The organism is Bacteroides propionicigenes, from assembly GCF_018390535.1.
Taxonomy (GTDB): Bacteria; Bacteroidota; Bacteroidia; order Bacteroidales; family Bacteroidaceae; genus Bacteroides; species Bacteroides propionicigenes.
Genome location: NZ_JAHBBW010000013.1, coordinates 22,307 through 48,306 on the forward strand (window position 1 = coordinate 22,307; position 26,000 = coordinate 48,306).

General features: G+C 47.5%; 14 protein-coding genes. 12 read left to right on the forward strand and 2 right to left on the reverse strand.

Annotated elements, in window-relative coordinates:
- Nucleotides 1-277 precede the first annotated feature (277 nt).
- Complete coding sequence (locus KG118_RS14355) at nt 278-1,798, reverse strand: PCMD domain-containing protein (RefSeq protein ID WP_117710833.1); 1,521 nt, start codon at nt 1,796-1,798, stop codon at nt 278-280.
- Between the two features lie 370 nt (nt 1,799-2,168).
- Between KG118_RS14355 and aroC the strand changes: the two genes are divergently transcribed.
- The 3 genes from aroC to KG118_RS14370 are packed head-to-tail and all read left to right on the forward strand — an operon-like array spanning nt 2,169 to nt 5,049.
- On the forward strand, nt 2,169-3,245 hold the full coding sequence (gene aroC / locus KG118_RS14360; RefSeq protein ID WP_117710834.1) for a chorismate synthase: 1,077 nt from the start codon (nt 2,169-2,171) through the stop codon (nt 3,243-3,245).
- 31 nt (nt 3,246-3,276) lie between these two features.
- Nucleotides 3,277-3,645, forward strand: a complete 369-nt coding sequence (locus KG118_RS14365) for a DUF1016 N-terminal domain-containing protein (RefSeq protein ID WP_233514855.1) — start codon at nt 3,277-3,279, stop codon at nt 3,643-3,645.
- Nucleotides 3,646-3,696: 51 nt separating this feature from the next.
- Nucleotides 3,697-5,049: a dipeptidase gene (locus KG118_RS14370; RefSeq protein ID WP_117710835.1), complete on the forward strand. Its 1,353-nt coding sequence runs from the start codon at nt 3,697-3,699 to the stop codon at nt 5,047-5,049.
- 36 nt (nt 5,050-5,085) lie between these two features.
- On the opposite strand, the gene KG118_RS14375 is transcribed toward KG118_RS14370, so the two are convergent.
- A complete protein-coding gene (locus KG118_RS14375; protein ID WP_117710836.1) occupies nt 5,086-7,227 on the reverse strand; it encodes a DNA topoisomerase 3 in 2,142 nt (713 codons plus the stop codon).
- Nucleotides 7,228-7,712: 485 nt separating this feature from the next.
- Between KG118_RS14375 and KG118_RS14380 the strand changes: the two genes are divergently transcribed.
- From KG118_RS14380 to KG118_RS14420, 9 genes are all read left to right on the forward strand, one after another.
- Nucleotides 7,713-9,038 (forward strand): sulfatase family protein, encoded by a 1,326-nt coding sequence (locus KG118_RS14380; RefSeq protein WP_117710837.1) that lies wholly within the window; start codon nt 7,713-7,715, stop codon nt 9,036-9,038.
- Between the two features lie 62 nt (nt 9,039-9,100).
- Nucleotides 9,101-11,731, forward strand: a complete 2,631-nt coding sequence (locus tag KG118_RS14385) for a DUF4962 domain-containing protein (RefSeq protein WP_117710838.1) — start codon at nt 9,101-9,103, stop codon at nt 11,729-11,731.
- A 218-nt stretch (nt 11,732-11,949) separates the two neighbouring features.
- Nucleotides 11,950-15,150, forward strand: a complete 3,201-nt coding sequence (locus KG118_RS14390; RefSeq protein ID WP_117710839.1) for a SusC/RagA family TonB-linked outer membrane protein — start codon at nt 11,950-11,952, stop codon at nt 15,148-15,150.
- Nucleotides 15,151-15,171: 21 nt separating this feature from the next.
- A complete protein-coding gene (locus KG118_RS14395) occupies nt 15,172-16,839 on the forward strand; it encodes a RagB/SusD family nutrient uptake outer membrane protein (RefSeq protein WP_117710840.1) in 1,668 nt (555 codons plus the stop codon).
- Between the two features lie 63 nt (nt 16,840-16,902).
- The gene (locus tag KG118_RS14400) at nt 16,903-19,440 is read left to right on the forward strand and encodes a DUF4962 domain-containing protein (RefSeq protein WP_117710841.1); all 2,538 of its coding nucleotides are present in this window, start codon (nt 16,903-16,905) and stop codon (nt 19,438-19,440) included.
- Nucleotides 19,441-19,678: 238 nt separating this feature from the next.
- Nucleotides 19,679-20,464 (forward strand): DUF3575 domain-containing protein, encoded by a 786-nt coding sequence (locus tag KG118_RS14405; protein ID WP_117710842.1) that lies wholly within the window; start codon nt 19,679-19,681, stop codon nt 20,462-20,464.
- A 17-nt stretch (nt 20,465-20,481) separates the two neighbouring features.
- Nucleotides 20,482-21,537, forward strand: a complete 1,056-nt coding sequence (locus KG118_RS14410) for a DUF6562 domain-containing protein (RefSeq protein ID WP_117710843.1) — start codon at nt 20,482-20,484, stop codon at nt 21,535-21,537.
- A gap of 50 nt (nt 21,538-21,587) precedes the next feature.
- Nucleotides 21,588-23,273, forward strand: a complete 1,686-nt coding sequence (locus KG118_RS14415; protein WP_117710844.1) for a DUF6562 domain-containing protein — start codon at nt 21,588-21,590, stop codon at nt 23,271-23,273.
- Nucleotides 23,274-23,387: 114 nt separating this feature from the next.
- A complete protein-coding gene (locus KG118_RS14420) occupies nt 23,388-25,973 on the forward strand; it encodes a DUF4962 domain-containing protein (RefSeq protein ID WP_117710845.1) in 2,586 nt (861 codons plus the stop codon).
- Nucleotides 25,974-26,000: the final 27 nt, after the last annotated feature.

Consider the following 26,000-nt stretch of genomic DNA (forward strand, 5'->3'; position numbering starts at 1 on the left):
GGGCTGTACGGTTTGCAGTTGTGGGCTCTACAGCCCGCAGTTGGCAACCGTACAGCCCGCAACTGTAAAACGAGGTTATACTACTGATGAAAACAGAAAAAACACAAAGCTGGGGTATGTTTTCAAAGAAGTATGATAATGTTTCAGTCTATGGAAATCGGAGATAAGCACAGAGGATAATCTTAATTACCCCTCAAAAGACTATACTAAAAGTATTAAAAAAAGGTAAGAAACACTGATTGTTTCTTACCTTTCAAATTTCTAAATTATAATATCATCATTCACCAATAATTTCTAATTCATCTACAATAAGAGTACTATTTACAGCACCCTTAAATTTGTCACCATCTTTACTTGAAGAGCACACAATAGCCAATTTATATTCCTTACTTTCATCATAAGATTTACCTTCCAAATATTTAAACGGAATATTAAACTTAGTCCATTCTGCCTTTTCAGAGCCATCTTCCAACTGAGCAAGTGCTACACGATATTGTGATGTGTTAATATCTTCACCTGTTAAAGTTACCTCTTTTCCATTTTCATCAACAGCTTCATAAAGTACAGCTTGAATAGCACACTCATCTTTGATATCAAGATTCTCTTCTACAGGAGATTTCGTTCCATCTACATAATTATCCCCAGCCGTATATTTATAGACTCCCTTAAATAGTATAGGCTTTTTATCATAAGGTATACCAAACTTTGTTGATTTTAGAGCTGGGAAAGTTGTTTTAAACTGCCCCATAAATAAAGAGCCTGAAGTTATAGGGGCAATAGTACCAAAAGGATGATTTTTAGAATATAAAGTCACCAGTTTAGCTGCTTTACCTGTAAATCCATTATCTTCAGATGTAACAGGAAAACCAATCAATAAAGGAGAAAATGATGTATTATTCATGAGTGCTGCCCCTTCATTTGATGTATTCAATTCCTCTTTAGGATTTGGATTCCAATATTCTGATTCTTTCCCTTCATTTGTAACATACCAAGTTTCAAAAGAGTATTTTATTAAAGAGTTTCTTACAGGGGTTTTTACTATATATTCCACTACTGTACCATCTTCTGCCAGCACAGTAATCGTTACATCTTTTGAAAGGTCCATAGCCTTACCACTTTCCACAGACGTAGTTGCTTTGTCAGAAACAGTAAACGTAGGAACTACAGTTTTCAATACATTTGCATCAGCTTCCACCGCAGCCTCGTCTACTCTAAATGTGATTGTATTATCATCATTAATAACCGGTTGCTCAATTACAATGGAATTTGCTTTGTTAGACATATCGAAAGAGAAAGCCGTAATCTTAGCTTCACTGCTTTCAGAGCCAGTCAGACGAGTACCTTCATACACAACTTTGACTTTCTGCTCCAAGCTGCCTACAGTGGCATCGATATCCATATCAACTTTTACGGCACCATTTGAAGCTGTACCTTTGGCATTAATTATACAAGACAAGGTTTCTACCTTCAAATCTTGGGTACCAGAAAATGTATAAGTATTACCATTCTGAGATAATACACAGTTCTTCAACTCAACATCACCGATAGCAATCCCCATAAAGCTAAAATTAGCTAAAGAAAGATTTATAGCAGAAGGACTGGCCTTTTCAATCTTAATCTTTTGAGGTTCGGAAGGCATAGTAGTTCCCTCTACTGTCACAGTCAAGGTTCCTTTATAATCACCTGCTATTTCTTCTTCAATAACTTTAGAGTAGTCAGGATCATCATCATCGCTACAAGCGGTAAATAAACTCATTGAACAGATCAATGCAAATAAAAAAAACAAACTTTTCTTCATATAAGTACTTGTTTAGTTAATAAAATTCCCATACAATTATGGGTGGATTAATATTCTCTTTTTTATCTATGGCGCAAAATAACAGTTTTTAAAACCTCCAAACAAGGTCTTTTATATAGAATAGATGTCCCTTTTTTCATATAGGAGCATTTATAAAGTTTCTTCACATTCTTAAAGGATTCTATGGATTTACGAACGGAATCAATAGGTTGAAACAGTAATTGACACTCCCGAAAGCCGGAAAATAAAAGATTTATTGCCATTTTTGAAACGTTTTACAAAAATAATTGTTACCTTTAAAAAGTCAAAGCCCGTTATGACAGGGCAAACTGGCACATTAACCTCATTATAAACTCTTAAAGCATTTGATATGTTCAACTCATTCGGTAATATTCTCCGCCTTACCAGTTTCGGAGAGTCACATGGTAAAGGCATAGGCGGTGTAATAGATGGATTCCCCGCAGGAATTACCATCGATATGGATTTTGTCCAATCGGAACTCGACCGTCGCCGTCCGGGACAATCACGTATCACCACCTCACGCAAAGAATCTGATAAAGTAGAATTCCTTTCCGGCATTTTCGAAGGTAAATCCACCGGATGCCCCATCGGATTCATCGTATGGAATGAAAACCAACACTCCAACGACTATAATAATCTGAAAGAAGTATATCGCCCCTCGCACGCCGACTATACATATAACGTAAAATACGGAATACGCGACCACCGTGGCGGAGGACGCTCATCGGCACGCGAAACCATTTCGCGCGTTGTGGCAGGAGCATTGGCCAAATTGGCTTTGAAACAGCTGGGCATCCGCATCACGGCATACACTTCACAAGTAGGTCCTATCAAGCTGGAAGAAAACTATACCGCTTACGACCTCGACCTGATTGAGAGCAATCCGGTGCGTTGCCCCGACCCGGAGAAGGCGAAAGAAATGGAAGAGCTCATCTTCAAGATAAAAGGAGAAGGCGACACCATTGGCGGCGTAGTGACTTGTGTCATCAAAGGATGCCCCATCGGACTGGGACAACCCATTTACGGCAAACTTCAATCGGCCCTTGCCGCCGGTATGCTCAGCATCAATGCTGCAAAGGCATTTGAATACGGTGAAGGCTTCAAAGGTCTGAAGATGAAAGGTTCCGAGCAAAACGACGTATTCTTCAATAATAACGGACGCATCGAAACACACACCAACCACTCCGGCGGTATTCAGGGCGGCATCAGCAACGGACAGGACATCTACTTCCGCGTAGCCTTCAAGCCCGTGGCAACCGTACTCATGGAACAGCATACCGTAAACATGGACGGCATAGACACCACCCTCAAAGCCCGCGGACGCCACGACCCCTGCGTGCTGCCCCGCGCCGTACCCATTGTAGAAGCTATGGCAGCCATGACATTATTGGATTATTATCTGATTGATAGAACAACACAACTCTGATACCTATCAATAAAAGATAGACTTTATAGATATGGATAAAAACAATAATATTGCAAATTCACCAATTTTGGCAGAACAAGAATTAAATCAATTGGCTGACAATATTACCAATCTGGTAACTGACACTAAGAATCAATTAGTCCAAATTGTTAATACGACTTTGGTTTCTACCTATTGGAATATAGGCAAATACATTGTAGAGTTCGAGCAACAAGGAAATATTAAGGCTAAATATGGTACAGCATTGCTTTCTTCATTAGCAAAAATATTACGTATTAAATTAGGGAAAGGCTACAGCCGCCCTAATTTAAACAATATGAGAAAGTTCTATCTACTCTATCCAATTTGTCAGACAGTGTCTGACAAATTAAGTTGGTCGCACATTTTGGCATCATTCTAAGCCACACTAAAGACGAAAAAAATAAATAATGACATACTTATCTAATATTATATGATACAAGATTATATTGCAGAGAACGAATCCAAGATGCTGGAAGACTTATTCAGCCTTATCCGTATTCCCAGCATCAGTGCGAAGCCCGAACATCACGATGATATGCTGGCGTGCGCCGAACGCTGGGCGCAACTATTGTTGGCAGCCGGCGCTGACGAAGCGTTGGTTATGCCCTCCGCAGGCAATCCCATCGTATTCGGACAGAAAACCGTAGACCCGAAAGCCAAGACCGTATTAATATACGCCCACTATGACGTGATGCCCGCCGAACCGCTGGAGCTTTGGAAAAGCAATCCCTTTGAACCGGAAATACGTGACGGACACATCTGGGCACGTGGCGCAGACGATGATAAAGGCCAATCATTCATCCAAGTAAAGGCTTTTGAATACTTGGTGAAGAACAACCTGCTGACCCACAACGTAAAGTTCATCTTCGAAGGAGAAGAAGAAATCGGTTCACCCAGTCTTGAAGGATTCTGCCAAGAACATAAAGAGCTGTTGAAAGCCGACGTAATCCTCGTCTCCGACACCAGTATGCTGGGTGCAGACCTTCCCTCACTCACTACCGGACTGCGCGGGCTTGCCTATTGGGAAATAGAAGTAACCGGTCCGAATCGCGACTTGCATTCCGGACACTTCGGCGGTGCAGTAGCCAACCCCATCAACGTGCTTTGCCGGATGATAAGCCAAGTGACGGATGCGGACGGACGTATCACCGTACCGGGCTTCTACGACGATGTGGAAGAAGTGCCGCAGGCAGAACGTGAGATGATAGCGCATATCCCGTTTGATGAGGAGAAATATAAAAAGGCTATCGGCGTAAATGCCCTTTCCGGAGAAAAAGGTTACAGTACGCTGGAACGCAACAGTTGCCGTCCGTCTTTCGATGTATGCGGTATTTGGGGAGGTTATACGGGTGAAGGCTCTAAAACCGTGCTGCCCTCCAAAGCCTATGCCAAAGTATCATGCCGACTGGTTCCGCATCAGGAGCATCATAAGATTTCGCAACAGTTCGCCGATTATATCATGAGTATAGCCCCCGATACCGTACAAGTAAAGGTTACTCCCATGCATGGCGGGCAAGGATATGTATGCCCCATTACGCTCCCCGCATACCAAGCCGCAGAGAAAGGCTTCACCAAAGCATTCGGAAAGAAACCGTTGGCAGTACGTCGCGGAGGAAGTATTCCTATAATCTCTACTTTTGAACAGGTATTGGGAATAAAAACCGTACTGATGGGATTCGGTCTGGAGTCCAACGCCATTCATTCTCCCAACGAAAATATCCCGCTGGATATTCTGCGGAAAGGTATTGAAGCGGTCGTAGAATTCCACTTGAATTACGAATAAAGCTGAGAGCACAGAGGGGACTGTATCTCTGTGCCTCTATTCAAACGGCTTGCGGAATGTACATCCGCTCCTCCATTCGGAACAGCCGTAAGCCGTTTTTCCTTTAATAACCGTTCCCTTTCCGCAAAGCGGACAAGGTTGTCCTACCAGCGCATCGGTCGTTTGCTCCGCTTTCTTTGCTGCGGGCTTTCGCGGCGCTCTTTTCTTTGGCTCTTTTTTCGGTTTATCGGCAGCGGAAGCTGATGCTGCAGAAGTCTTTTCACCCTTTTCGGGTACAGGAGTTTGTATGGTGATATGGCGGTTACTGTTATCGGAAAGTACACTCATCACAATCTCCGATACCATTTGCTTCAACTCCTCCAGAAACTGCGAAGCACTAAATGTTTTTTTCTCAATCTTGCGCAACTTCTGTTCCCATTCTCCAGTAAGTTGAGCTGATTTCAACAATTCTTCATGAATAATCTGAATCAACTCTACCCCCGTAGGAGTAGCAATCAGATTCTTTTTCTCCTTGCGGATATAATTACGTTTAAAGAGCGTTTCGATAATGGCGGCGCGGGTAGAAGGGCGGCCTATACCGTTTTCTTTCAGAGCATCGCGCAGTTCGTCATTATCCACCAGCTTACCGGCAGTTTCCATGGCACGCAACAAAGTAGCCTCGGTATAAGGGCGTGGCGGTTGCGTCCACTTCTCGTATAAGTCCGGCAAGTGCGGGCCGTTCTCTCCCGCCACAAATGCAGGAAGCACGTTTTCATCTTCTCCGCCTTTCTCTTCTTTTTCTTCTTGCGATTGTGCCGAGGGTGTACCAAAGACCACACGCCAACCGGGTTCCAATATCTGCTTGCCCGAAACTTTAAATTCAATCTGCTCCACCTCACCTATTACCGTAGTCGTTGCAAACAAACAGTCCGGATAGAACACGGCAATGAAGCGGCGCGCAATGAGATCGAATACACGTCGTTCCATATCCGTCAGGTTCTGAGGGGGCTGACCGGTAGGTATAATGGCATGGTGATCCGTCACCTTCGAGTTGTCGAACACCTTTTTCGATTTCGGCAACGTAGCTCCGTCCAACGGAGCGATCAATGTTTGATAGTCCCGCAACCCCTTCAGTATGCCGGGACACTTGGGATAGATATCATCACTCAGGAAAGTGGTATCGACACGCGGATAGGTCGTTACTTTCTTCTCGTACAGCGACTGGATGGTTTTCAGCGTCTCGTCGGCGGAAAAAGCAAACTTCTTGTTACACTCCACCTGCAGGGAAGTCAAGTCGAACAACCGAGGCGGGGCCTCTTTACCGTTCTTGCGGGTGACGTTTGTGACAGTAAAAGGAGAGTTCTTTATCTGCTCCAGCAAAGCCATTCCACGCTCCCTGTCCGTGATAGGCTCTATTCCCCGGTTTTCTTCGGGTTTTGCGGCTTTGGCGGCAGCGCCTTCTTTCTGTTTTTCGGCTTCCAGTACCAGTTCTTCATCGCTCTTGCGGAGAATGGCCGAAAAGGTGGTATCACGATACACCGTCTTCAATTCCCAGTATTGTTTGGGGACAAAGTTCTGTATCTCAAGCTGGCGGTTCACGATTAGCGCCAATGTAGGCGTTTGTACCCGTCCGATAGAAAGTACCTGCCGGTTCTGACCGTACTTCATGGTGTACAGGCGGGTGGCGTTCATCCCCAACAGCCAGTCACCGATGGCACGCGAAAGACCTGCTTCGTACAGAGGTTGGAAATCGGATGCGTCCCTCAGCTTGGCAAACCCCTCACGGATAGCTTCTTCCGTCAGCGAGGAAATCCACAGACGCTTCACCGGACAACGCGCACCGGCTTTCTGCATCACCCAACGCTGAATGAGCTCTCCCTCTTGTCCGGCATCACCGCAGTTTATAATCATATCGGCATGCTGCATGAGGTTCTCAATCACGCGAAACTGGCGTTCGTATGTAGGGTTGCTGATAAGTTTGATACCGAAACGGGGCGGCACCATAGGCAGACTGCCCAAGCTCCACGACTTCCAGTTGGGAGTGTATTCGTGCGGTTCTTTCAGTGTACAGAGGTGGCCAAACGTCCAGGTCACCTGGTATCCGTTTCCTTCGATGTATCCGTCTTTCTTATCTTTCGCTCCGAGTACATCGGCTATGTCACGCGCCACAGAAGGCTTTTCGGCTATACAAACTATCATTCATTTTTCTCTTTAGTCGGGACAAAGATAATGCAAAAATTCGATTAAGCGAGTTTAGGGATTAACTTGTTCCCTTATTCAAACACAGAGACACTGAGACACAGAGATTTTGAAAAACGACTTTTATACTATCTGTCATTCAGAGCGAAGCGAAGAATCTACTCTCTTAATGTATACACAGAAAGGAGATTCTTCGCTTCGCTCTGAATGACAGATACTCTTGATATAAATTAAATTCCAATACTTACTTATCTCCGTGCCTCTGTATTCACCTTTAGCACAAATTTAAAAGCGAACTGTACAAAATTGACAATCAAATGCACATTCCGTATCATAAAAAAAACATTAGCGTTCATCTATACGTAGAGAAAAGCGTAATTTAGCAATCGTGGAAATAGCCTCTGAAATCAATTATAAAAACTAATAATATGGTAAAACAAATCTCAATGAAGCACATAGCTTGCCTATCCCTGCTAAGTTCATCAATGGCATACGCTGCCGAACGTCCCAACATCATTTACATCTTCACCGACCAGCATACGGCAAATGCCATGAGTTGTGCCGGAAACCCGGACCTGCATACACCGAATCTGGACAGGCTCGCTGCTGCCGGCATCATGTTCCAAAACGCTTACTGTACCGCTCCGCTCAGCGGTCCTTCACGCGGCGCCATGTTTACAGGACACTATCCCGATGCGGTAGGATTATCAATCAACGGCGCTCCAATGCCCGATTCCCTTCAGACACAAACATTGGGCACGCTTGTCAAGAATGCCGGGTATGAATGCGCATACGGTGGCAAATGGCACGTACCCGAACTGGATATCCCCGACAAACAACGCGGCTTCGACCAACTGTACAAACACAGCGACGACGGACTGGCGGAGGCCTGTGTGCAATTCCTTTCCAAGAAGCACAACAAGCCTTTCTTCTTGGTAGCTTCATTCGACAATCCGCACAATGTTTGCGAATATGCACGCAGCCAAAACCTGCCCTACGGCAATATCGGTATACCGGAGATACGTAACTGTCCGGGACTGCCCGCCAACTTCGCCAAGAACCCCTACGATGCCGATGTCCTTGAAAACGAGAGAGCCAACAATTTCAATGTCTACCCCACCGCTACCTTTACCCCCGAAGATTGGCGTATGTACCGCTACACGTACTACCGCTTGGTAGAGAAAGTAGACCGTGAAATCGGCAAGATAGTCGATGCCATTGACAAGAACAACCTTTGGGAGAATACCGTTGTCATCTTCTCCAGCGACCATGGAGACGGACTGGGCGCCCATCACTGGAACCAGAAATCGGCTTTATACGAGGAAGTGGTAAACATTCCGTTCATCGTAACCCTGCCGGGCAAGAAACATGCAGGCAAGCAATTGCCGCAACTCATCAGCAACGGAGTAGATTTCTTCGCCACCATCTGCGACTGGACAGGTGCTAAAAAACCTAAAGGCACTGCCGGAAAATCATTCCGTAAAGTGGCCGAAGAAGGTAACCCGCAAGCTCCCCATCAGGATTACGTCATCACCGAGACACGCTTCGACAGCAGCAAGACGCGAGGTTGGATGGTACGTACCGCACGTTATAAATATGTATTGTACGACAAAGGCAGACATCGCGAACAACTGTTCGACATGGAGAACGACAGGGGTGAAACAAGAAATCTCATGATGGAAAACGCTTACGAGAAAGTGGCGCAGCAACATCGTGACATTCTTGAAAAGTATATGAATACCCATAAGATTAAGCCGACACGTCCCAAACTGCATGATGTACCGGGAAAGGTGCTTCCTAAAAAAGGCTAATTATCAAGCGGCGTATAAATAATAGTACTTTCACTCATCTTATTTTTGTAATACCCAATTAAATGAACAAGATTCTATCCATTACTCTCCTCTCCCTTCTACCCCTCTGCGCACAGGCACAGGCAGTCGGAAAGGCAACCGTCAAACTCTCCGACACGACACTGATGCACGAAATGCGTGCAACTCCTTCACCGCTGAACGGCGCTTCGGTCAGCGACCGCGCCGTATCCTTTCAATGGCAGCTACCGGCAAGCCTCAACATACTGCGAAGCGGTCTGGACGGGACAGAAGAGAATCCTCCTCAAAAAGAAACAGACAAAAGTAAATTACGCTATTTCCTTCGCTATTCACAAAGCCCGGCATTTGAACAGGAAAGCACCGTACAAGTAGAAACACGCTGGCCCTTTTTCAATCCCGAACAAGACCTTACTCCGGGCACATGGTACTGGCAATACGGCTATGTTACGGATGGCAAAGCCGAATGGAGCGAAACCTTGCAATTTACGGTAAAAACCAATCCCCAAAAGTTCTGTCCTCCTGCTTTAGCAACCGTATTGAAAGCGCTGCCCGCTCATCACCCCCGCATATGGCTCGACAAGGATGAATGGAACAGTTTCATAAAACGCAGCGAAGGAAAAGCCGAACGCACTACTTACCTCAAACGCGCCAAGAAAGTACTCGTCACTCCGATGAAGTCCGTGAACGATATCAATTCAGACTTAGCGAAAGGACTGACCAACGAAGTACAGAAAAGCGCCATGCTCACTCGCGAAAGCCGCCGCATCATCGACGGTGAAGAAGCCAATACGGACGTGCTGATTCGTGCCTATCTGCTCACCAAAGACCGCCGTTATGCCGATGAAGCCATCAAACGTGTCAAGGAAATGGTAACTTGGGGAGACAACAAGAATGTAGTGGGCGACTTCAATGAAGCCACCCTTCTTTCGCTCTGCTCTATGGCATACGACGCTCTATACGATACTTTGGATGACACCACCCGCAAGTTCCTGCTGAACGAAATACGAAAGTCCGGCAACAGTATGTTCCTGCACGACATCAATCGTTTGGAAAACCACATCGCCGACAACCACGTATGGCAAATGACCTTCCGCATCCTTACCATGGCAGCCTTTACCGTTTATGGCGAACTGCCCGAAGCCGATATGTGGACGGACTATTGCTATAACCTGTGGCTCGCCCGTTTCCCCGGTCTGAACAAGGATGGAGCTTGGCATAACGGTGACTCCTACTTCGGTGTCAATTTCCGCACACTCATAGAAGTACCATATTTCTATACCCGCCTTACCGGTTACAATTACTTCTCCGATTCCTGGTATCAGGGAAATGCGCTGTATGTCATCTACCAGCAACCGCCATTTTCCAAATCGGGTGGCAACGGCAGCTCACATCAGAACATTCTCACCCCGAACGGTACGCGTGTAGGCTATGCCGATGCTTTGGCACGTATGACAGGCAACACCTATGCAGCAGATTATGTACGTCATATCAGTGCCCGCCAACCCGATATTCTCGAACAGGGAAGCACCTCAAAAGCCGGAGGTCTGGCATGGTTCCGCCTTCAATGCGACAAGCCTCTGCCCAACGGACCGGGATTGAAAGACCTGCCGATGGGACACGTATTCCCGCAAAGCGGACTGGCTTCTTTCTCCACCGACTTGGACGACACCCGCAAAAGCGCCATGCTCAGTTTTCGCAGCAGCCCCTATGGCAGCACTTCGCACGCCATAGCCAACCAGAATGCTTTCAATACTTTCTGGAACGGACAGCCGCTCTTTTACAGCAGCGGACATCACATCAGCTTCACCGACAAGCACAGTGTTTATTGCCACCGTGCCACACGTGCCCACAACTCCATTCTGGTAAACGGCATGGGTCAACGCATAGGAACAGAAGGTTACGGCTGGATACCCCGCCACTATGTCAGTGACAGGATTAGCTATGTCGCAGGCGACGCATCCAACGCTTATGGAAAAGTTATCTCTCCGCTGTGGCTGCTACGCGGCAAACAAAGCCATCTGGAATACTCCCCCGAAAACGGCTGGGACGAAACAGGCTTAAAGACATTCCGCCGCCACATCGTAACCTTGGGCAAGAGCGGCTATTCGTTCATTTATGATGAACTGGAAGCTGCCGAACCCGTAACTTGGAGCTACCTGCTGCACACCGTCACCAATCCGATGAGCGTGGACAAGGCCAAAGAATACGTACACATACAAGCCACCAGCAAAGACGGTGTATCGGACGCCTACCTCTTCTCTGCCGGAACACTGAAGACAGACACCACCGACCGGTTCTTTGTTCCTGCCGTCAACTGGCTGCGTGCAGACGAGAAAGGTAATTTCAAGCCATACCCCAATCACTGGCACTTCACCGCCACATCGGAGAAACAGAAGGTATATCGTTTCGCAACAATTGTATATACACACGCCAAAGCCGACAACACGGAAAGCGCCCAAACCGCTCCCCGAAAACTGAAAGACGGCAGCATCCAAGTAGGTGACTGGAATATCCGCGCGAACATCTCCACTGCCGGAAAGCCCTCCTTTGAAGTAAAAAATACGCGCAAAGGCTACAATGCAAGCGTAAGCTATAAGGATTACGGGGCAACCGTGATACATGACAATGGCAAGAAAACAACACTGAAAGACGAAATTCCGGAACTGGAAATCTAAAGAGTTGAAAGTTATTAGACTTTCAACTCTCAACCTTTAACTCTCAACTCTTTCGGCTTCTTTGTACAGAAATGAAAGCTGTATGCACAAAACTGAAAGCTAAATCAACACTCCACAACTTTTACAAGACACTACAAAAAGACCGGCACACAGAAAATCCATAATTTAGCATCTGAAAAATTAGTGATAACAAATATCATACTATTAAGATTCTAAATATGGAAAACATTCGAAAGATTCTCCTGCTGACATCATGCCTCTTCATCACCTTAGGTATGTATGCGCAAAGTATCACCGTTACCGGAAAGGTCATAGATGAAGAAGGACTGGAAGTGATTGGCGCCAATATTTCCGTAAAAGGAAGCGCCGGCGTCGGTACTATTACCAATTTAGACGGACAATATACGCTGAAAGTAAACAATCCGTCCAAAGACATTCTCGTCTTCTCGTTCATCGGGATGAGAACCCAAGAAGTACACGTAAAAGGTAAAAAACAAATTAACGTAACCCTGCAATCGGACAGCAAGCTGCTTGATGAAGTCGTCGTTATCGGTTACGGAACATCCAAACGTAGCGACCTCACCGGTTCTGTCGTATCCGTAAAGAGTGAGGACTTGATGCAGACCCCTACTTCCGATGTGGCACAGGCTTTGGCGGGACGTGTGGCAGGCGTGCAAATCTCACAAAGTGAAGGAGGTCCGGGTTCTTCTATCTCTATTAATGTACGCGGCGGTATCTCCATGACCCAGAGTAACGAGCCGCTTTATGTCATCGACGGTTATCCCAGTGAGGACGGTATGTCCAGTCTAGACCCGGGAGAAATTGAAAGCATCGACATCCTGAAAGATGCATCTTCCACTGCCATCTACGGTGCGCGCGGTGCTAATGGTGTAGTGGTTATCACGACCAAAAAAGGTCCTAAAGATGCCAGTAAGATGAATGTCAGTTTCGACAGTTACGTAGGTATCAGCAAAATAGCCAAAAAATTAGACGTGTTGTCACCCGCAGAATTTGCCTTACTTGACTATGAACGCAGCTATGCCTTAAACGGGACTACCGGAGTAAGTACCTTTCAGAAGCGCTACGGCTCTTTCCAAGATATCGATGAAAACTATGCCGACCGTAAAGGCATCGACTGGCAAGAAGAAGCATTGGGACGCGTCACTACCTCCCAAAACTACCGTGTCAATATTTCCGGCGGTACGAAAGAGCTGAAATACGGTATGAGTTATAATTACTTCAAGGAGCAGGGAGCCATGGTTTACAGCGGTGATTACCGTCACAACATCTCCTTCAACATCTCTCACAAGGCATCCTCGCGCTTCCAGGCAAATGCCCGATTCAGCTACAACCAAGGCAAGACCTACGGTATGGGTACCTCCGGCCAAACCACGCGCTTCAACAAAATGGAGCATATTCTCCAATACCGCCCCATAAGCGGCATCAAAGGTAGCGATACTGAATTACTCGAAGGTGAAGACCCCATGTTCGTAGACCAGCAGGACAACCCGATGCAGAATCCTATTATATCGGCACGGGAAGAAGACCGCACGCGTTTCACACGCAATCTGCAGGCAAACGGCGGATTCACGTTCTACTTTTCCAAGAAGTTAAGTTTCCGCAACATCATTGGTACCCGCTATTACCTGAATCGTAACGACCAATTCAACGGCGACCTCTCTGCCTATGCCAAACGTTCCAGCATCGGCGGATACATACAATACGCAGAGAGCAATAGTTTCCAGACATCCAATGTGCTCACCTTCGACAATAGGTATAAGAAGGCACACCGATTCACCTTAATGCTCGGTCAGGAATGGATAAGCAGTTGGAGCAAATCACTACGTGCCGATGCCAACCAGTTTGCCAACGATGACCTAGGCTTGAACAACATGGGCGCAGGTGTCCCCACCGCCATCTCTTCGAGCTATATCAACAGCAACCGGATGATTTCCTGGTTCACACGTGCCAATTACAACTTCAAGAACAAATACCTCTTCACCGCCACCCTTCGTGCCGACGGTTCCTCCAAATTCGGACACAACCACAAATGGGGTGTATTTCCATCAGTATCGGGTGCTTGGCGTATGTCGGAAGAGCCTTTCATCAAGAAGCTGAACCTCTTCTCCGACCTGAAGTTGCGTGTCGGTTATGGTCTTGCCGGTAACAATCGCATCGGCGACTTCATGTCACTGGATCTTCTAAACTCGATAAAGTATGCCAATGGTTCCGACATTATCACCGGCTACATACCGTCAAGCATCCCCAGCGTCGATTTACAATGGGAAGCGAACAAGACTCTGAACATGGGTCTGGACGTAGGATTCCTTGCCCAACGCATCATCATCACACCGGAGTTCTATCTGAACCGCAGCAACCACCTACTGCTGAACTCACGCGTGCCCTCTTCCTCTGGATTTACAAAGATGATGCGCAATATCGGCGAGACACAAAATATCGGTTTCGACCTTGCCATCAGCACTTTCAACATCCAACGGAAACAATTCTCGTGGAAAACGGATTTCAACATCTCCTATAACAAAAACACAATCCGTGCGCTGTCCGGCGAGGATTATTTCTACGAGGAATATGCCTTCGGATGGCAGCAGAGCACCCATAAGGTTGAAGTCGGAAAAGCCATCGGACAATTCTACGGTTACAAGACACTCGGACTTTACCAAGTGGATGAATTCGACTACAACCCCGACACCCAAAAATATACCCTGAAGGAAGGCATCCCCTATAAAGGAAGCGACCGTAACAGTGTTCGCCCCGGCGACTGGAAATTCGCCAACATCGATGATACGGGTGACAGCAAAGGGGTAGTCAACGAAAAAGACAAGACTGTCATCGGCAATGCTAATCCCGACTTCTACGGAGGTATCAACAACACTTTCAAGTACAAGAACTTCGACCTAAGCATTTTCTTCAGATTCAGTTACGGAGGTGAAGTGCTGAATGCCACCAAGCTGTCCAACACCCAGTCCGGAAAACTGAATTACAATGTGCTGGACATCTGCAACATGAACAATCGCTGGACATATATCGACAGACAGACCGGCAAGCTAATAACCGACCCCGAGCAACTGAAAGCCGTCAATACCGGACGAACCATAGCCAGTATATACGACATGGAACAAGGCGACAAGTATATTCACTCCTGGGCTGTGGAAGACGCTTCTTTCCTCCGTCTGCAAAACGTGTCACTGGGCTATAACTTCCCGAAGCAACTCATTCGGAAATACTCCATACAGCGGTTACGACTCTATTTCACCGCCAATAACCTCTTTGTATGGACTCCATACAGCGGCTTCGACCCGGAAACTTCCGTATCAGGCAGTGGGTTGACACGTGGAATCGACTTCGGCTCTTATCCGCGCAACCGTTCGTTTGTCTTCGGATTAAACCTCACTTTATAAACCTATAAAATAAATATCGATATGAAACAGTTCAAACATATATGTCTTTCAAACATACTCCTCATGGGAGTCATGACTCTATCCGCCTGTGCGGACATACTGACAGAAAAGCCACAGAATGTCTATGAAAAGGACGACTACTTTACCAAAGAGGTAAATGCAGAAATGGCAGTCATCGGTGTCTATGCCGGACTGACCGAAGACTACAATCTCTGGGGGGCAGATGACATCTATTACTCCAGCCGTGTACAGAATGATAACAGCAAGGATGCCATCTTCATGTACATCATGACGCCCGCTAACCAGGCGATCAACACAGCATGGAGAACCAAGTACGCCATTCTGAACCGCGCCAACTATACTATTAACGGCATACAAGGCATGAAAGACTACCGGAACAGCATCACGCTGCAGACCTACGTAGCGGAAGCCATGTTCGTACGCGCCATGGTATCTTTCGATCTCGTACGGATGTGGGGGGACGTTCCCTATACCACCGATTACAGTAAAGACTACGAAAACAGTTACAGACCACGCACCGACCGGGAAGTCATTTACGACCAGATAGTAAGCGACCTGACTTTCGCCAAGGAACACCTGCCATGGGCCACTGCCAGTTCCTCGCCGGAACGCGCCACTCAAGGGGCGGCAAGAGCCCTGCTAATGCGCGTATTACTGCAGCGTGCCGGCTACAGCCTGCAAGCCAACGGTTCTCTGGAACGCCCTGAAGACTCCCAACGCCGGATATACTTCAAAGCTGTAACGAAAGAGTGGGAAGCCTTCCAGGGAGCAGGCGGCAACTATCACGGCTTCTATGACGATGCCGCCAACAGCTACGAAGCACTGTTCAAGAGTTTCTCTGCCGAAATCCTAAACAGCAAGGAGAGCCTGTTCGAAATAGCTTTCCAATACCCTAACCGCAAAGGTTCGCTCGGTTCCGCAATAGGAGTACAGGTAGCACAGCCCAGTGTAGAAGGTAACGAGAAAAACAATGTCATGGGGCGTGCCGCCGTACAATACCGCTGCCTGCCCGAATGGAAAGGATTCTTTGAAGCGACAGACCAGCGCCGTGATGTACTGGTCGCCCAACACCAATGGAACTGGGACAATGAAAAGAAGACACACGTCAAAAGAGATATCACCGGCTATGCCTTTGTCGGCAAGTGGAGACGCGAATGGATGCCGCTAGGCTATGAAGAATTGAACACAACTGACGTCAACCTCTGCTATATACGCTATGCTGAAGTGGTATTGTCCGCAGCCGAAGCCTATAATGAACTGGGCGAAACCGGCAAAGCCTGGGAACTCATCAACAAAGTGCGAAACCGTGCCAAAGCCACAGCGCTGAGCGCAGCCAACTACAGCACCCTGATGAAAGCCCCGCAGGTACTGGACCTCGCCTTCATCAACGACACCGACGAAGCCGGCAAGATACGCACCGTCCTTTATTGGGAGCGCGCTTTCGAACTTGCCTGCGAAGGAGTCCGCAAGTACGACCTTATCCGCTGGGGTATCCTCAAAGAAACCTTGCAACTGATGGGCGGCATCACTACGGTTAACACCAGCAGAAATACACCCTATCCTGCCGGAGAGAACTTCCATGGTGGCAAGCACGAACTCTTCCCTATACCGGAAGACGAACTGCAAATAAACTACAAATTAGAAAATAAGAACAATCCCGGATACTGATACCGTCAAGAAACAATAAATCATACACTATAACTAAAAATACAAATCATAAATTCCATTATCATGAAAAAACAAGCTATCCGACAATGGGCGTTAATACTTGTCCTTGTTCTGACAACGATGCCAGCAACATTGGCACAAAAGACCAACCTGGAGCGTGTGCACGAAAACGTACGCGTCACCCCCTATCCCCAGCAGGATAACCCACTGTACCTGAACCCTTCGCCACTGATAGTACCGGCACAAATGCGCAAGGCGGAATTCCTACAATTCCAACTGTCGCAAAACCAGGCATTCCCCGCAGAAAAGACCATACAGTCCAAACCTCTTCCCTGGTGTATGTTTAACCCGCACACCGTACTGAAGAATGGCACGTGGTACTGGCGTTTCCGCTCCGTAAGCAAAGACAAGAAAGCGACCGAATGGAGCGAGACCTATCATTTCAATGTAACGGAAGACGTTCCGCAATTCGTCACCCCCACCTTCGACACTTTCTTCAAGAACCTGCCGAAAGCCTATCCGCGTATGTACTGCTTCCTGAACAAGGGATTGGAAAAAGGAAAGGCGACCATTGCCACGCATCCCGAATACAAAGAGATGAAAAGGCGTGCGGACGGTGCCATGAACAACAGCTATGAGACCAACCCACAGCCTTACAAAGCAATGGCAAAGATAGCGCTCGACTTCAACTTCCTCCATACCATCTACCGTGCCACCGGCGAGAAGCAATATGCCGACAAAATGCTTGCCGTTATCCGTGCCCTGCTTGCCGTTCCCCACGACATGACCTTGAACAACGACTTCATCTGCGGCGACATCCTCGACACCTTCCTGCAAGTCTACGATGCCTGCCACGACCAACTGACCGACGCCGAACGCAAAGAGATAGAGAAGCGTGTGTTCGCTTCAGCCAAATACCACCACAAGCAGCATCGAAACGGCGGAGTGGAAAACCACATTTTCGACAACCACTATTGGCAACGCACCTTCCGCGAAATGCTGCAACTGGGGGTGATGTTCGGTGATACCCGCGATGACGCCAAAGAGATTCTTGAATACTGCTACGAACTTTGGACGGCACGCGCTCCGGCATCCGCTTTCAACCACGACGGCGAATGGCACAACGGACAAGGCTACTTCAACGCCAACACCAAGACCTTGTGGTATGTACCGGCACTGCTATCATACGTCACAAAGACAGACTTCCTGCAACACCCATTCTACAAGAACCTGGGACGCGCTCTGGTCTATGCATTCCCACCCAGAAGCAAGAGTGCCGGATTCGGCGACGGAAATGAAAAAGAAAACGCTCCTCAGCGCCAACGCGTAGCGCTTGCCGATTACCTCGCTCGCGAACTGCAAGACCCTTACGCAATATGGTATTGCAACGAGACCAAAGCTGCTACAGGAGATTTCGACAGCCGTCTCCAGCGTATAGGTTCTTTAAAGAGCTACCCTGCTTCCGCTCCGCTGCCCGCCGATGCACCCAAAGCGCTTTGGATGCAAGACACCGGCGAATTGCTGGCACACAGCAACCTCAACCGTTACCGAGAGAACACATTCCTCAGTTTCCGTTCCAGTCCTTTCGGATCGGGCAGCCATACGCTTGCCGACCAAAACGGTTTCAATCTGCATTATCGCGGAGTGCCTGTCTACCGTTCCACCGGTTACTACCTGCACTTCAACGACCCACACAACCTGTTATCCTACCGCCACACCCGCGCACACAACACGATTCTTGTTGACGGTATCGGGCAGCCTTTCACCACCCGCGCCTACGGCAAGATTGTCCGTATGCTCAGCGGAAAGAATATCTCCTATGCCTGCGGTGACGCGTCGAACGCTTATTGCGGTCTGACGGATTACCCCATGTGGAAAAAGAACTTCAAGAGCGTCAAGGTAGAGGAATCCGTGGCAAACGGTTTCGGCGAAACGCCGCTAAAGAAATACCGCCGCCACATCCTGCTGCTACACCCCAACATCGTGGTCATCTACGATGAACTGGAAGCGGAAAAGCCTGTGCGCTGGGATTGGCTGCTACACAGCCCCGTGCAGTTCAAGCTCGATGAGAATGGTAAGGACAAGACACTTACCACCTACTACCCCGAGAAGAAATTTACTTCCACCGCCTACATGTTCAGCAACTCCGATTGTACACTGTCTCAGACTGACAAATTCTTCTCGGCACCCGACCCCAAGAAGATGCGCAAAGGCAGAAGTTACCCCAACCAGTGGCACATGACCGCCGCTTACGAAAAGAGCACCGCCAACCGTATCCTCACTGTCATCCTTCTGCTCCCCGACGGCAGCAAGCCCTACACCGTGATACATGACAAGAACGGAACGCCCAATGATTTCATCCTTGCCGGAAAATGGAAACTCAGGGCACAGCTTGACCCGAAACAGCCTGCTGAGCTCCTGATACGTGACCCGAAATCCGGGGTGCTTTTCAGCTTAGGCAACAAGAACCTCCGAATTGAAGGAGAGGACTACAAACGCACACCCGGCACATCGGTGCTTTTCGATGAAATGGATGGCAAATGGACCATCCACGAGATGTCAGACATTGAGCCGCGACCAACGGGAAAAGTAACAAAATAACCGTATTAACAAACAAAGAGCCGGTAAGAAACCACACACGATATATCTTAAACCCTTTCAGTATGTACAATACTGAAAGGGACTTAAACAGAATTAAAAGCCAATTCACCGGCATTGAACAAAGATAAGACGAGAAAGAAATCCCTTTTCCTATAAAGCATATACATTTGCTAACAGAAAAACAATAAAAACGTAGAGACTGAAAAACACAGTTATAAACTATGAATAATACCGGTATATGAAACTGAATACTTATTTACTGCGACAAGTAATCTTGATATTCTGCTTGGCAATGGTTTCCGCCACCTGGGCACAAGATATAAAGAAGACAGTCATCAACAAAAAGACCGTCATCAACAAAAAGGTTGACGGAACAGGGAAGACTCCCCCCCAAGTAAATGCTTCCAGAGAAACAGTCAAGAAAAAAAATAATTCCCAAACCGGAAAAGAAAAGAAACCGCAAACTGCAAAAAACAAAAGTGGCAAGAGCAATACAAATAGCAAGAAAGGTAAAATCAAACCTGCTACACAAGTAAACGGCCACTATGTTGCCTTGAAAACCAACATTCCTTTCGATGTACTTGCAGTACAGAATCTCGCCCTCGAAGTGCAAGTGCACAAACACATTACCATAGACCTCCCCGTAATGTGGAGTATCAGCGATATAGAGCGTGAACACGCAATACGCGGCATCGCTTTCCAACCGGAAGGACGCTGGTGGCTCAAAGAAGCAGGTACCGGACACTTTTTCGGACTACACACCCACGTAGCATGGTTTAATGCCAAGTGGGAAGACAACCGCTACCAAACCCGGAAACGCCCCCTTACCGGTGCCGGTATCAGCTACGGTTACAAGTTGCCTCTCTCTGCCCATTGGGGAGCAGAGTTCAATATTGGCGCAGGTTATGCCAACATGAAATACGACACTTTTTATAATATAGAGAACGGCGCCTGGCTGGAGACACACATCCGCCATTATTGGGGCATCACCCGTGCGGGTCTCTCATTAGTTTACCGTTTTTAAAAAGAAAGGAAGAAGCCATGAAAAAGAAAATAACAACATACTTTCTGTACCTTTTGCTACCCGCCCTGCTGACAGGTTGCCTATACGAGCACCCCATAATGACCGAAGATGGCGAGATAGGCGTAGACCCTACATCCGTAATACTGAATGCCAAACTAAAGCTCAATCTCAAAATGCCCGCAGCAGAAGAAGGCGGCACATCATTGTTACGCCCCACAGCAGGCGATGCTCCGCAGTATCGTCATCGTTTCATCATTGATGCCTATCTGGATCGCGTATTCGTGGCACGCCAAGTAGTTTATCAAGACATAGTAGACGGACGTGATGAAATCAGCCTGCCCGTCAGTATGAAGCTGCACGCACGCAACTATGAGATAGCCGTGTGGACAGACTACGTGCAAATGCCCGATGAAGCAGAAGGCATCACCGGAACGGAAGACTACTTTTACAACTCTACCGACAATCATCTGCTCACCGTATATGGCAGTGAAACCTATCGGGGCAACAACGAATACAAAGACGCTTTCTGCGGTAGTGCACAACTAGAGCTTGAACAGTATCGCGGCCAATGGAACACTCAAGTATCGCTCGACATGGAACTGGCACGCCCCGTAATGCGCTACGAGCTTGTGGCAAATGACGTACAGAAATTCCTTAAGCTCTTTACTGACGGCAAACTAACAGGCGACAGCTTCATAGCCCGTGTCAAGTATATCTCCTATCTCAAAATGGGTTATAATGTGCTGGAACGTATACCCCGGCATGGATTGATGTTCTTACAGCAGGAAAGAACCATCAAAAACAGTGTCCTGAAGGATAAAGGCACCTATCCGCTGACTTTCGACTACGCATTTGCAGCATACGACGCAGTGACACGTATCCCTGTTACACTGGAAATTGTGGTAAACAAGAAAGTTGTGGCATCCACCACCTTCAACATTACCGGGCAGGCAGGAAAGAACACTACCATCACCTACGGATTCCTCACCGCCAACCCTGATGGCGGTATTGATTTCGACCCCGATTTTGATGGCAAAGAGGACATTATAGTACCGGTATATCCCACAGAATAATTTAACTAAGAGTATAAATAATTTATTAACCAACTAATATCACATTGATTATGAAAAAGAATTTCTTATTCGCAGTAATGGCATTTTTCATGGGATTGATAGCAACCTCATGTAGCCAAGACGAGATTATTTCGAGCAAAGACCAAACCGGAGGCGGTGCTATATCAATAGACGTAAATATTCCGGTGAACAATCCCGTGACACGTGCCGTGCCTAATATACCCGAAGGATATACGCTGCGTTGCATTCTTCAACTGATGAAGTCAGACGGTAATGATGCTATCGGTGACAAAATTGTACAGGAAGTTCCGGCAGGAATTGAAAAGATAACTTTCACCTTTAATGCTCCAGACGAAGCGTATAAATGCGCCTTTTGGGCAGATTATGTGAAGAAACCGACAGAAGAACAAGACCTTGCCGCAGCCGACAACATCTACAATACAGCTGACCTGAAAGCTATCGGCTACACAGCCAATGCCGGAAACGAGATGTTCAATGGTGATGTGGCTGATGCTTTCTACGCTTGCTCACTGGCCCCTGCTACAGGCAATGAAACACTCCCATCAATCACCCTGAAGCGTCCTTTTACTAAAATCACATTCAAGGACGGTCAATCAGCCTACACTGGCTATACCAAGATTACAATAAAAGATTTGCCCGCCCCCACCGGTTTCAACGTAATGAGTGGAGAGACTGCCGGATATGCCGGTAAAGATGCTTATACAAATAGCAAAATATCTTCTTCCGAACTTGCTGTTGAGAGCGGAAAATGGTTTAGCGTATACCTATTTGCAAGCTCAAACAAGGAAAACTTAGGTGAAGGCAATGACATTGTATTCGAGCTGAAGAAGGAGAATGACGAAACCAGTGGAGAACTCAAATTGAACGGTGCAAGCATCACTCTGACAGAAAATGTAGAAGTAGAAGCAACAGTAGAGCCTAAAAAGGATAATGATACTTCAATAGATGTTATCTTCCCCGATGGAATGGTAGATCCAAATGCATTGGCTGTAGGTGACTATATTCTGAAAGACGGTACTTTTAGCAAAACATATTCAGACCAAGCTGTAGCTATTGTATGGAAATTGGTAACAGACGGCGGCGAAGCTGTAGGTGATGCAGCAGATAATTATACAGCAGAAGCCAATGGGACTGACATGACAAGCAAGAAGATTACAGGTTATGCATTCTCAATAGGCTATGTAAATCGCTCATATATAGTCAATAAAGAAAACACTGAAGAATACACTTTAGTCGCCAATACTACCGACCTTACAACAACTAATTATGCAGCACTTCAAAAATCTAACAATATAATTTCTACCTTTACCGGAAAGACTTCTGTTTTGTTTAATACAGCTTATCTTACATTCATTACGAATAATACCATCTCTTCAAATGACAACATTAGTAAATGGTATATCCCTTCTTGTAACCAATTATCAGATTTCCATACTGCCATATTGGGATATGGTGATACACCCGCCAATAAAGCAATTTCAGGAGCCTTTACCGCAGCGAATGCCACGATCATCAATCGAACTGGGGAAACGTACTTCATGTCAAGCACTCTAAGTGCAGACAATACAATGCCATGTATCGTCACTAAAACAGAAGATACTACGGATAAAACCCCTTTCATTTTTACACCGAAAACTATACAACTCAAATCAGATACACAGTTTGCTATCCGCCCCGTCCTCACCATCTTCGAAGGTATCAGCAAAGCACAATAAACAGCTGTAACCCGATAACAAGGTAATTAAGACAATAGGATAACATATATTATTTTTCCCACCCCCACCGTAAGTACGCGTGTGTGGGGTGGGTTCCCAGTTTAAACTTATCGTATGAGAACACAAATCTACACTCTTTGTCGCCATACCGCACACTTCTGCTTTATTGTGTTATTACTCTCACTCTTCGCCTGCCGTGACGATACGCCACCCGTTACCCCCCAAGAGCCCGACACCGAAGAAGAAGAGACTGCAGAACTATCTGATGCCTATCACGACAAAATACGTACTGCTCCCTACCCGAAAGCCAACAACGAACTTTATCTGAACCCGCCACCCCTTATCGTACCCCAAAGTATGAAGACCGGCGAGCGTCTGCTATTTGAACTCTCACCCAGCGAAAACTTTAGCAGCACGGAGACCATGCGCTCCGAAGCCGAAGAATGGTGCCTTTTCAACCCCCACCGTAAGTTGGAGACAGGTACTTGGTACTGGCGTTTCCGGCAAGCCGATGCCCAAGGTATCCCGCAAGGCGAATGGAGCGATACCTACCACTTTGAGGTAACCGAAAAGACCCCTGCATTCGTCACCCCCGCATTCAACGCATTCAGTAGCAGCCTGCCCTCCAGGCATCCGCGCCTCTACTGCTACCTGGACCCGCAACTGAAAGAGGCACGCCGCCAAGTATCCAAACACAGCGAATACCCCACCCTGCTGTCGCGCGCACAAAACGCCCTCAATGCCGACTATACAATGATAAATCCCAACGAAGACGCCGGCAGACTGGCAGGACACCTGCAAATGCTCTACGATGCCCTGCACCTGACCCAAGACACCAGATATAGCAACCGTATGCACCAACTGCTCCGGCAGATGATGGCGTACCCCATCAGCGATCGGCTACTGTTCGCTTCCAACTTCGGCGCTACTGACATCGCCATCTGCTACGCCCGCATCTACGATATGCTGTACAACGAATTGACAGCCGACGAACGTGCCGTTGCAGAAAATGTAATGATGCGCGTACTGCGTAAAAACTATTCCATGCACCGCGGTATGCAAGAGAACCACATCTTCGACAACCATTTCTGGCAACAGAATATGCGTATCACTTTCCAGTGTGCCTTCCTGCTGTATAACAAGCCCGCATACAGTGCCGAAGTGCTACCCATGCTGAAATACTACTACGAACTATGGACCGCCCGCGCCCCCGCCTCCGGCTTTAACCGCGACGGCGTGTGGCACAACGGTAGCGGATACTTCAATAGCAACCTCGAAACACTGCACTATATGCCGATGCTCTTCACATACGTCACCGGCACTGATTTCCTGCAACATCCCTGGTATCGCAACGCCGGGCGTTCAATGACCTACACATGGCCGCCCCGCTCCAAGAGCAGTGGCTTCGGAGACGGTAGCGAAAACGGAGACGAACCGGTGCGCCAGCGCGCTGCCTTCGCCGACTTCCTTGCCCGCGAGCTGAATGACCCATACGCCGGCTGGTACGCTTCAGAATGCGGTAACGCGCAAAACGACTACCTTTTTCGCCTCTACCGCATGTGCTCCACCCTCTGCTACCCCACCGACCTGCCTGCCGACGCTGCCAAGATGGTATGGTACGAAGACACGGGCGAAGTGGCGATGCACAGCTGCCTGACAGACACTGACCGCGACGTGAACCTGTCGTTCCGCTCCAGCACCTTCGGCTCGGGCAGCCACACCACCTCAAGCCAAAACGCCTTCAACCTATTGTTCAAAGGGAAAGAGATATACCGCAGTTCGGGCTACTATCTGCATTTCAGCGATGCCCACAACCTGATGTCCTACCGCCACTCGCGGGCACACAACACCATTCTGGTGAACGGTATCGGGCAACCCTACTCCACCAACGGCTATGGCAACATTATGCGCGCCCTCGAAGGCGAACACATCACTTACTGTCTGGGTGATGCTTCAAAAGCCTACTGCGGCATCTCGGACGACCCCATGTGGGTGGAGGCTTTCGAGAAAGCCGGCATCACCCAAACTCCGGAAAATGGTTTCGGTGAAACACCCCTCACCAAATACCGCCGCCACGTATTGATGCTTCATCCCGAAGGCATTGTCCTCATCTACGACGAACTGGAGGCTTCGGAACCCGTCGCCTATGACTGGTTATTACACAGTCCCTCACAACTGTCTCTCAACAAAGAGTTGCTCACCATTAACCATTCCAGTCATGAGTTCGGTTATACAGCTGTGACCCAACTATTCTGCAACAATCCCGTCAATATGTCACTGACCGACCGATTTCTTGTCGCCCCCGATCCTGCTACCATGAAAAAAGGAAAATCATACCCCAACCAGTGGCACATGACGGCACGCATCGAAGGAGAGGCCAAGACCCGTATTCTTGCCGTAATACAAGCCAACGCCAGTGGTATCCCCCCTCAAATCATCCGCAAAACGGGTAATACGCTAACAATAGGCAAATGGACTGTCAATGCCGAACTGGACGCCTCGCAACCCGCTTCACTCAGCATAACCCATGCCGACACTCCCGTATATTTCAGCTACGGCAAGGAAAATCCAGTATTGAACGGAACACTTTATCCGAGAGAGAATACTATGTCATCCCTGCTTTACGATGCAATAAACGGTGAATACAAAGTGACAGAAATGAACGACCGGCTACCGGCAACTACCCGCGTAGCACGTTAACAACAGGATGATTGCTATTTTTCATCA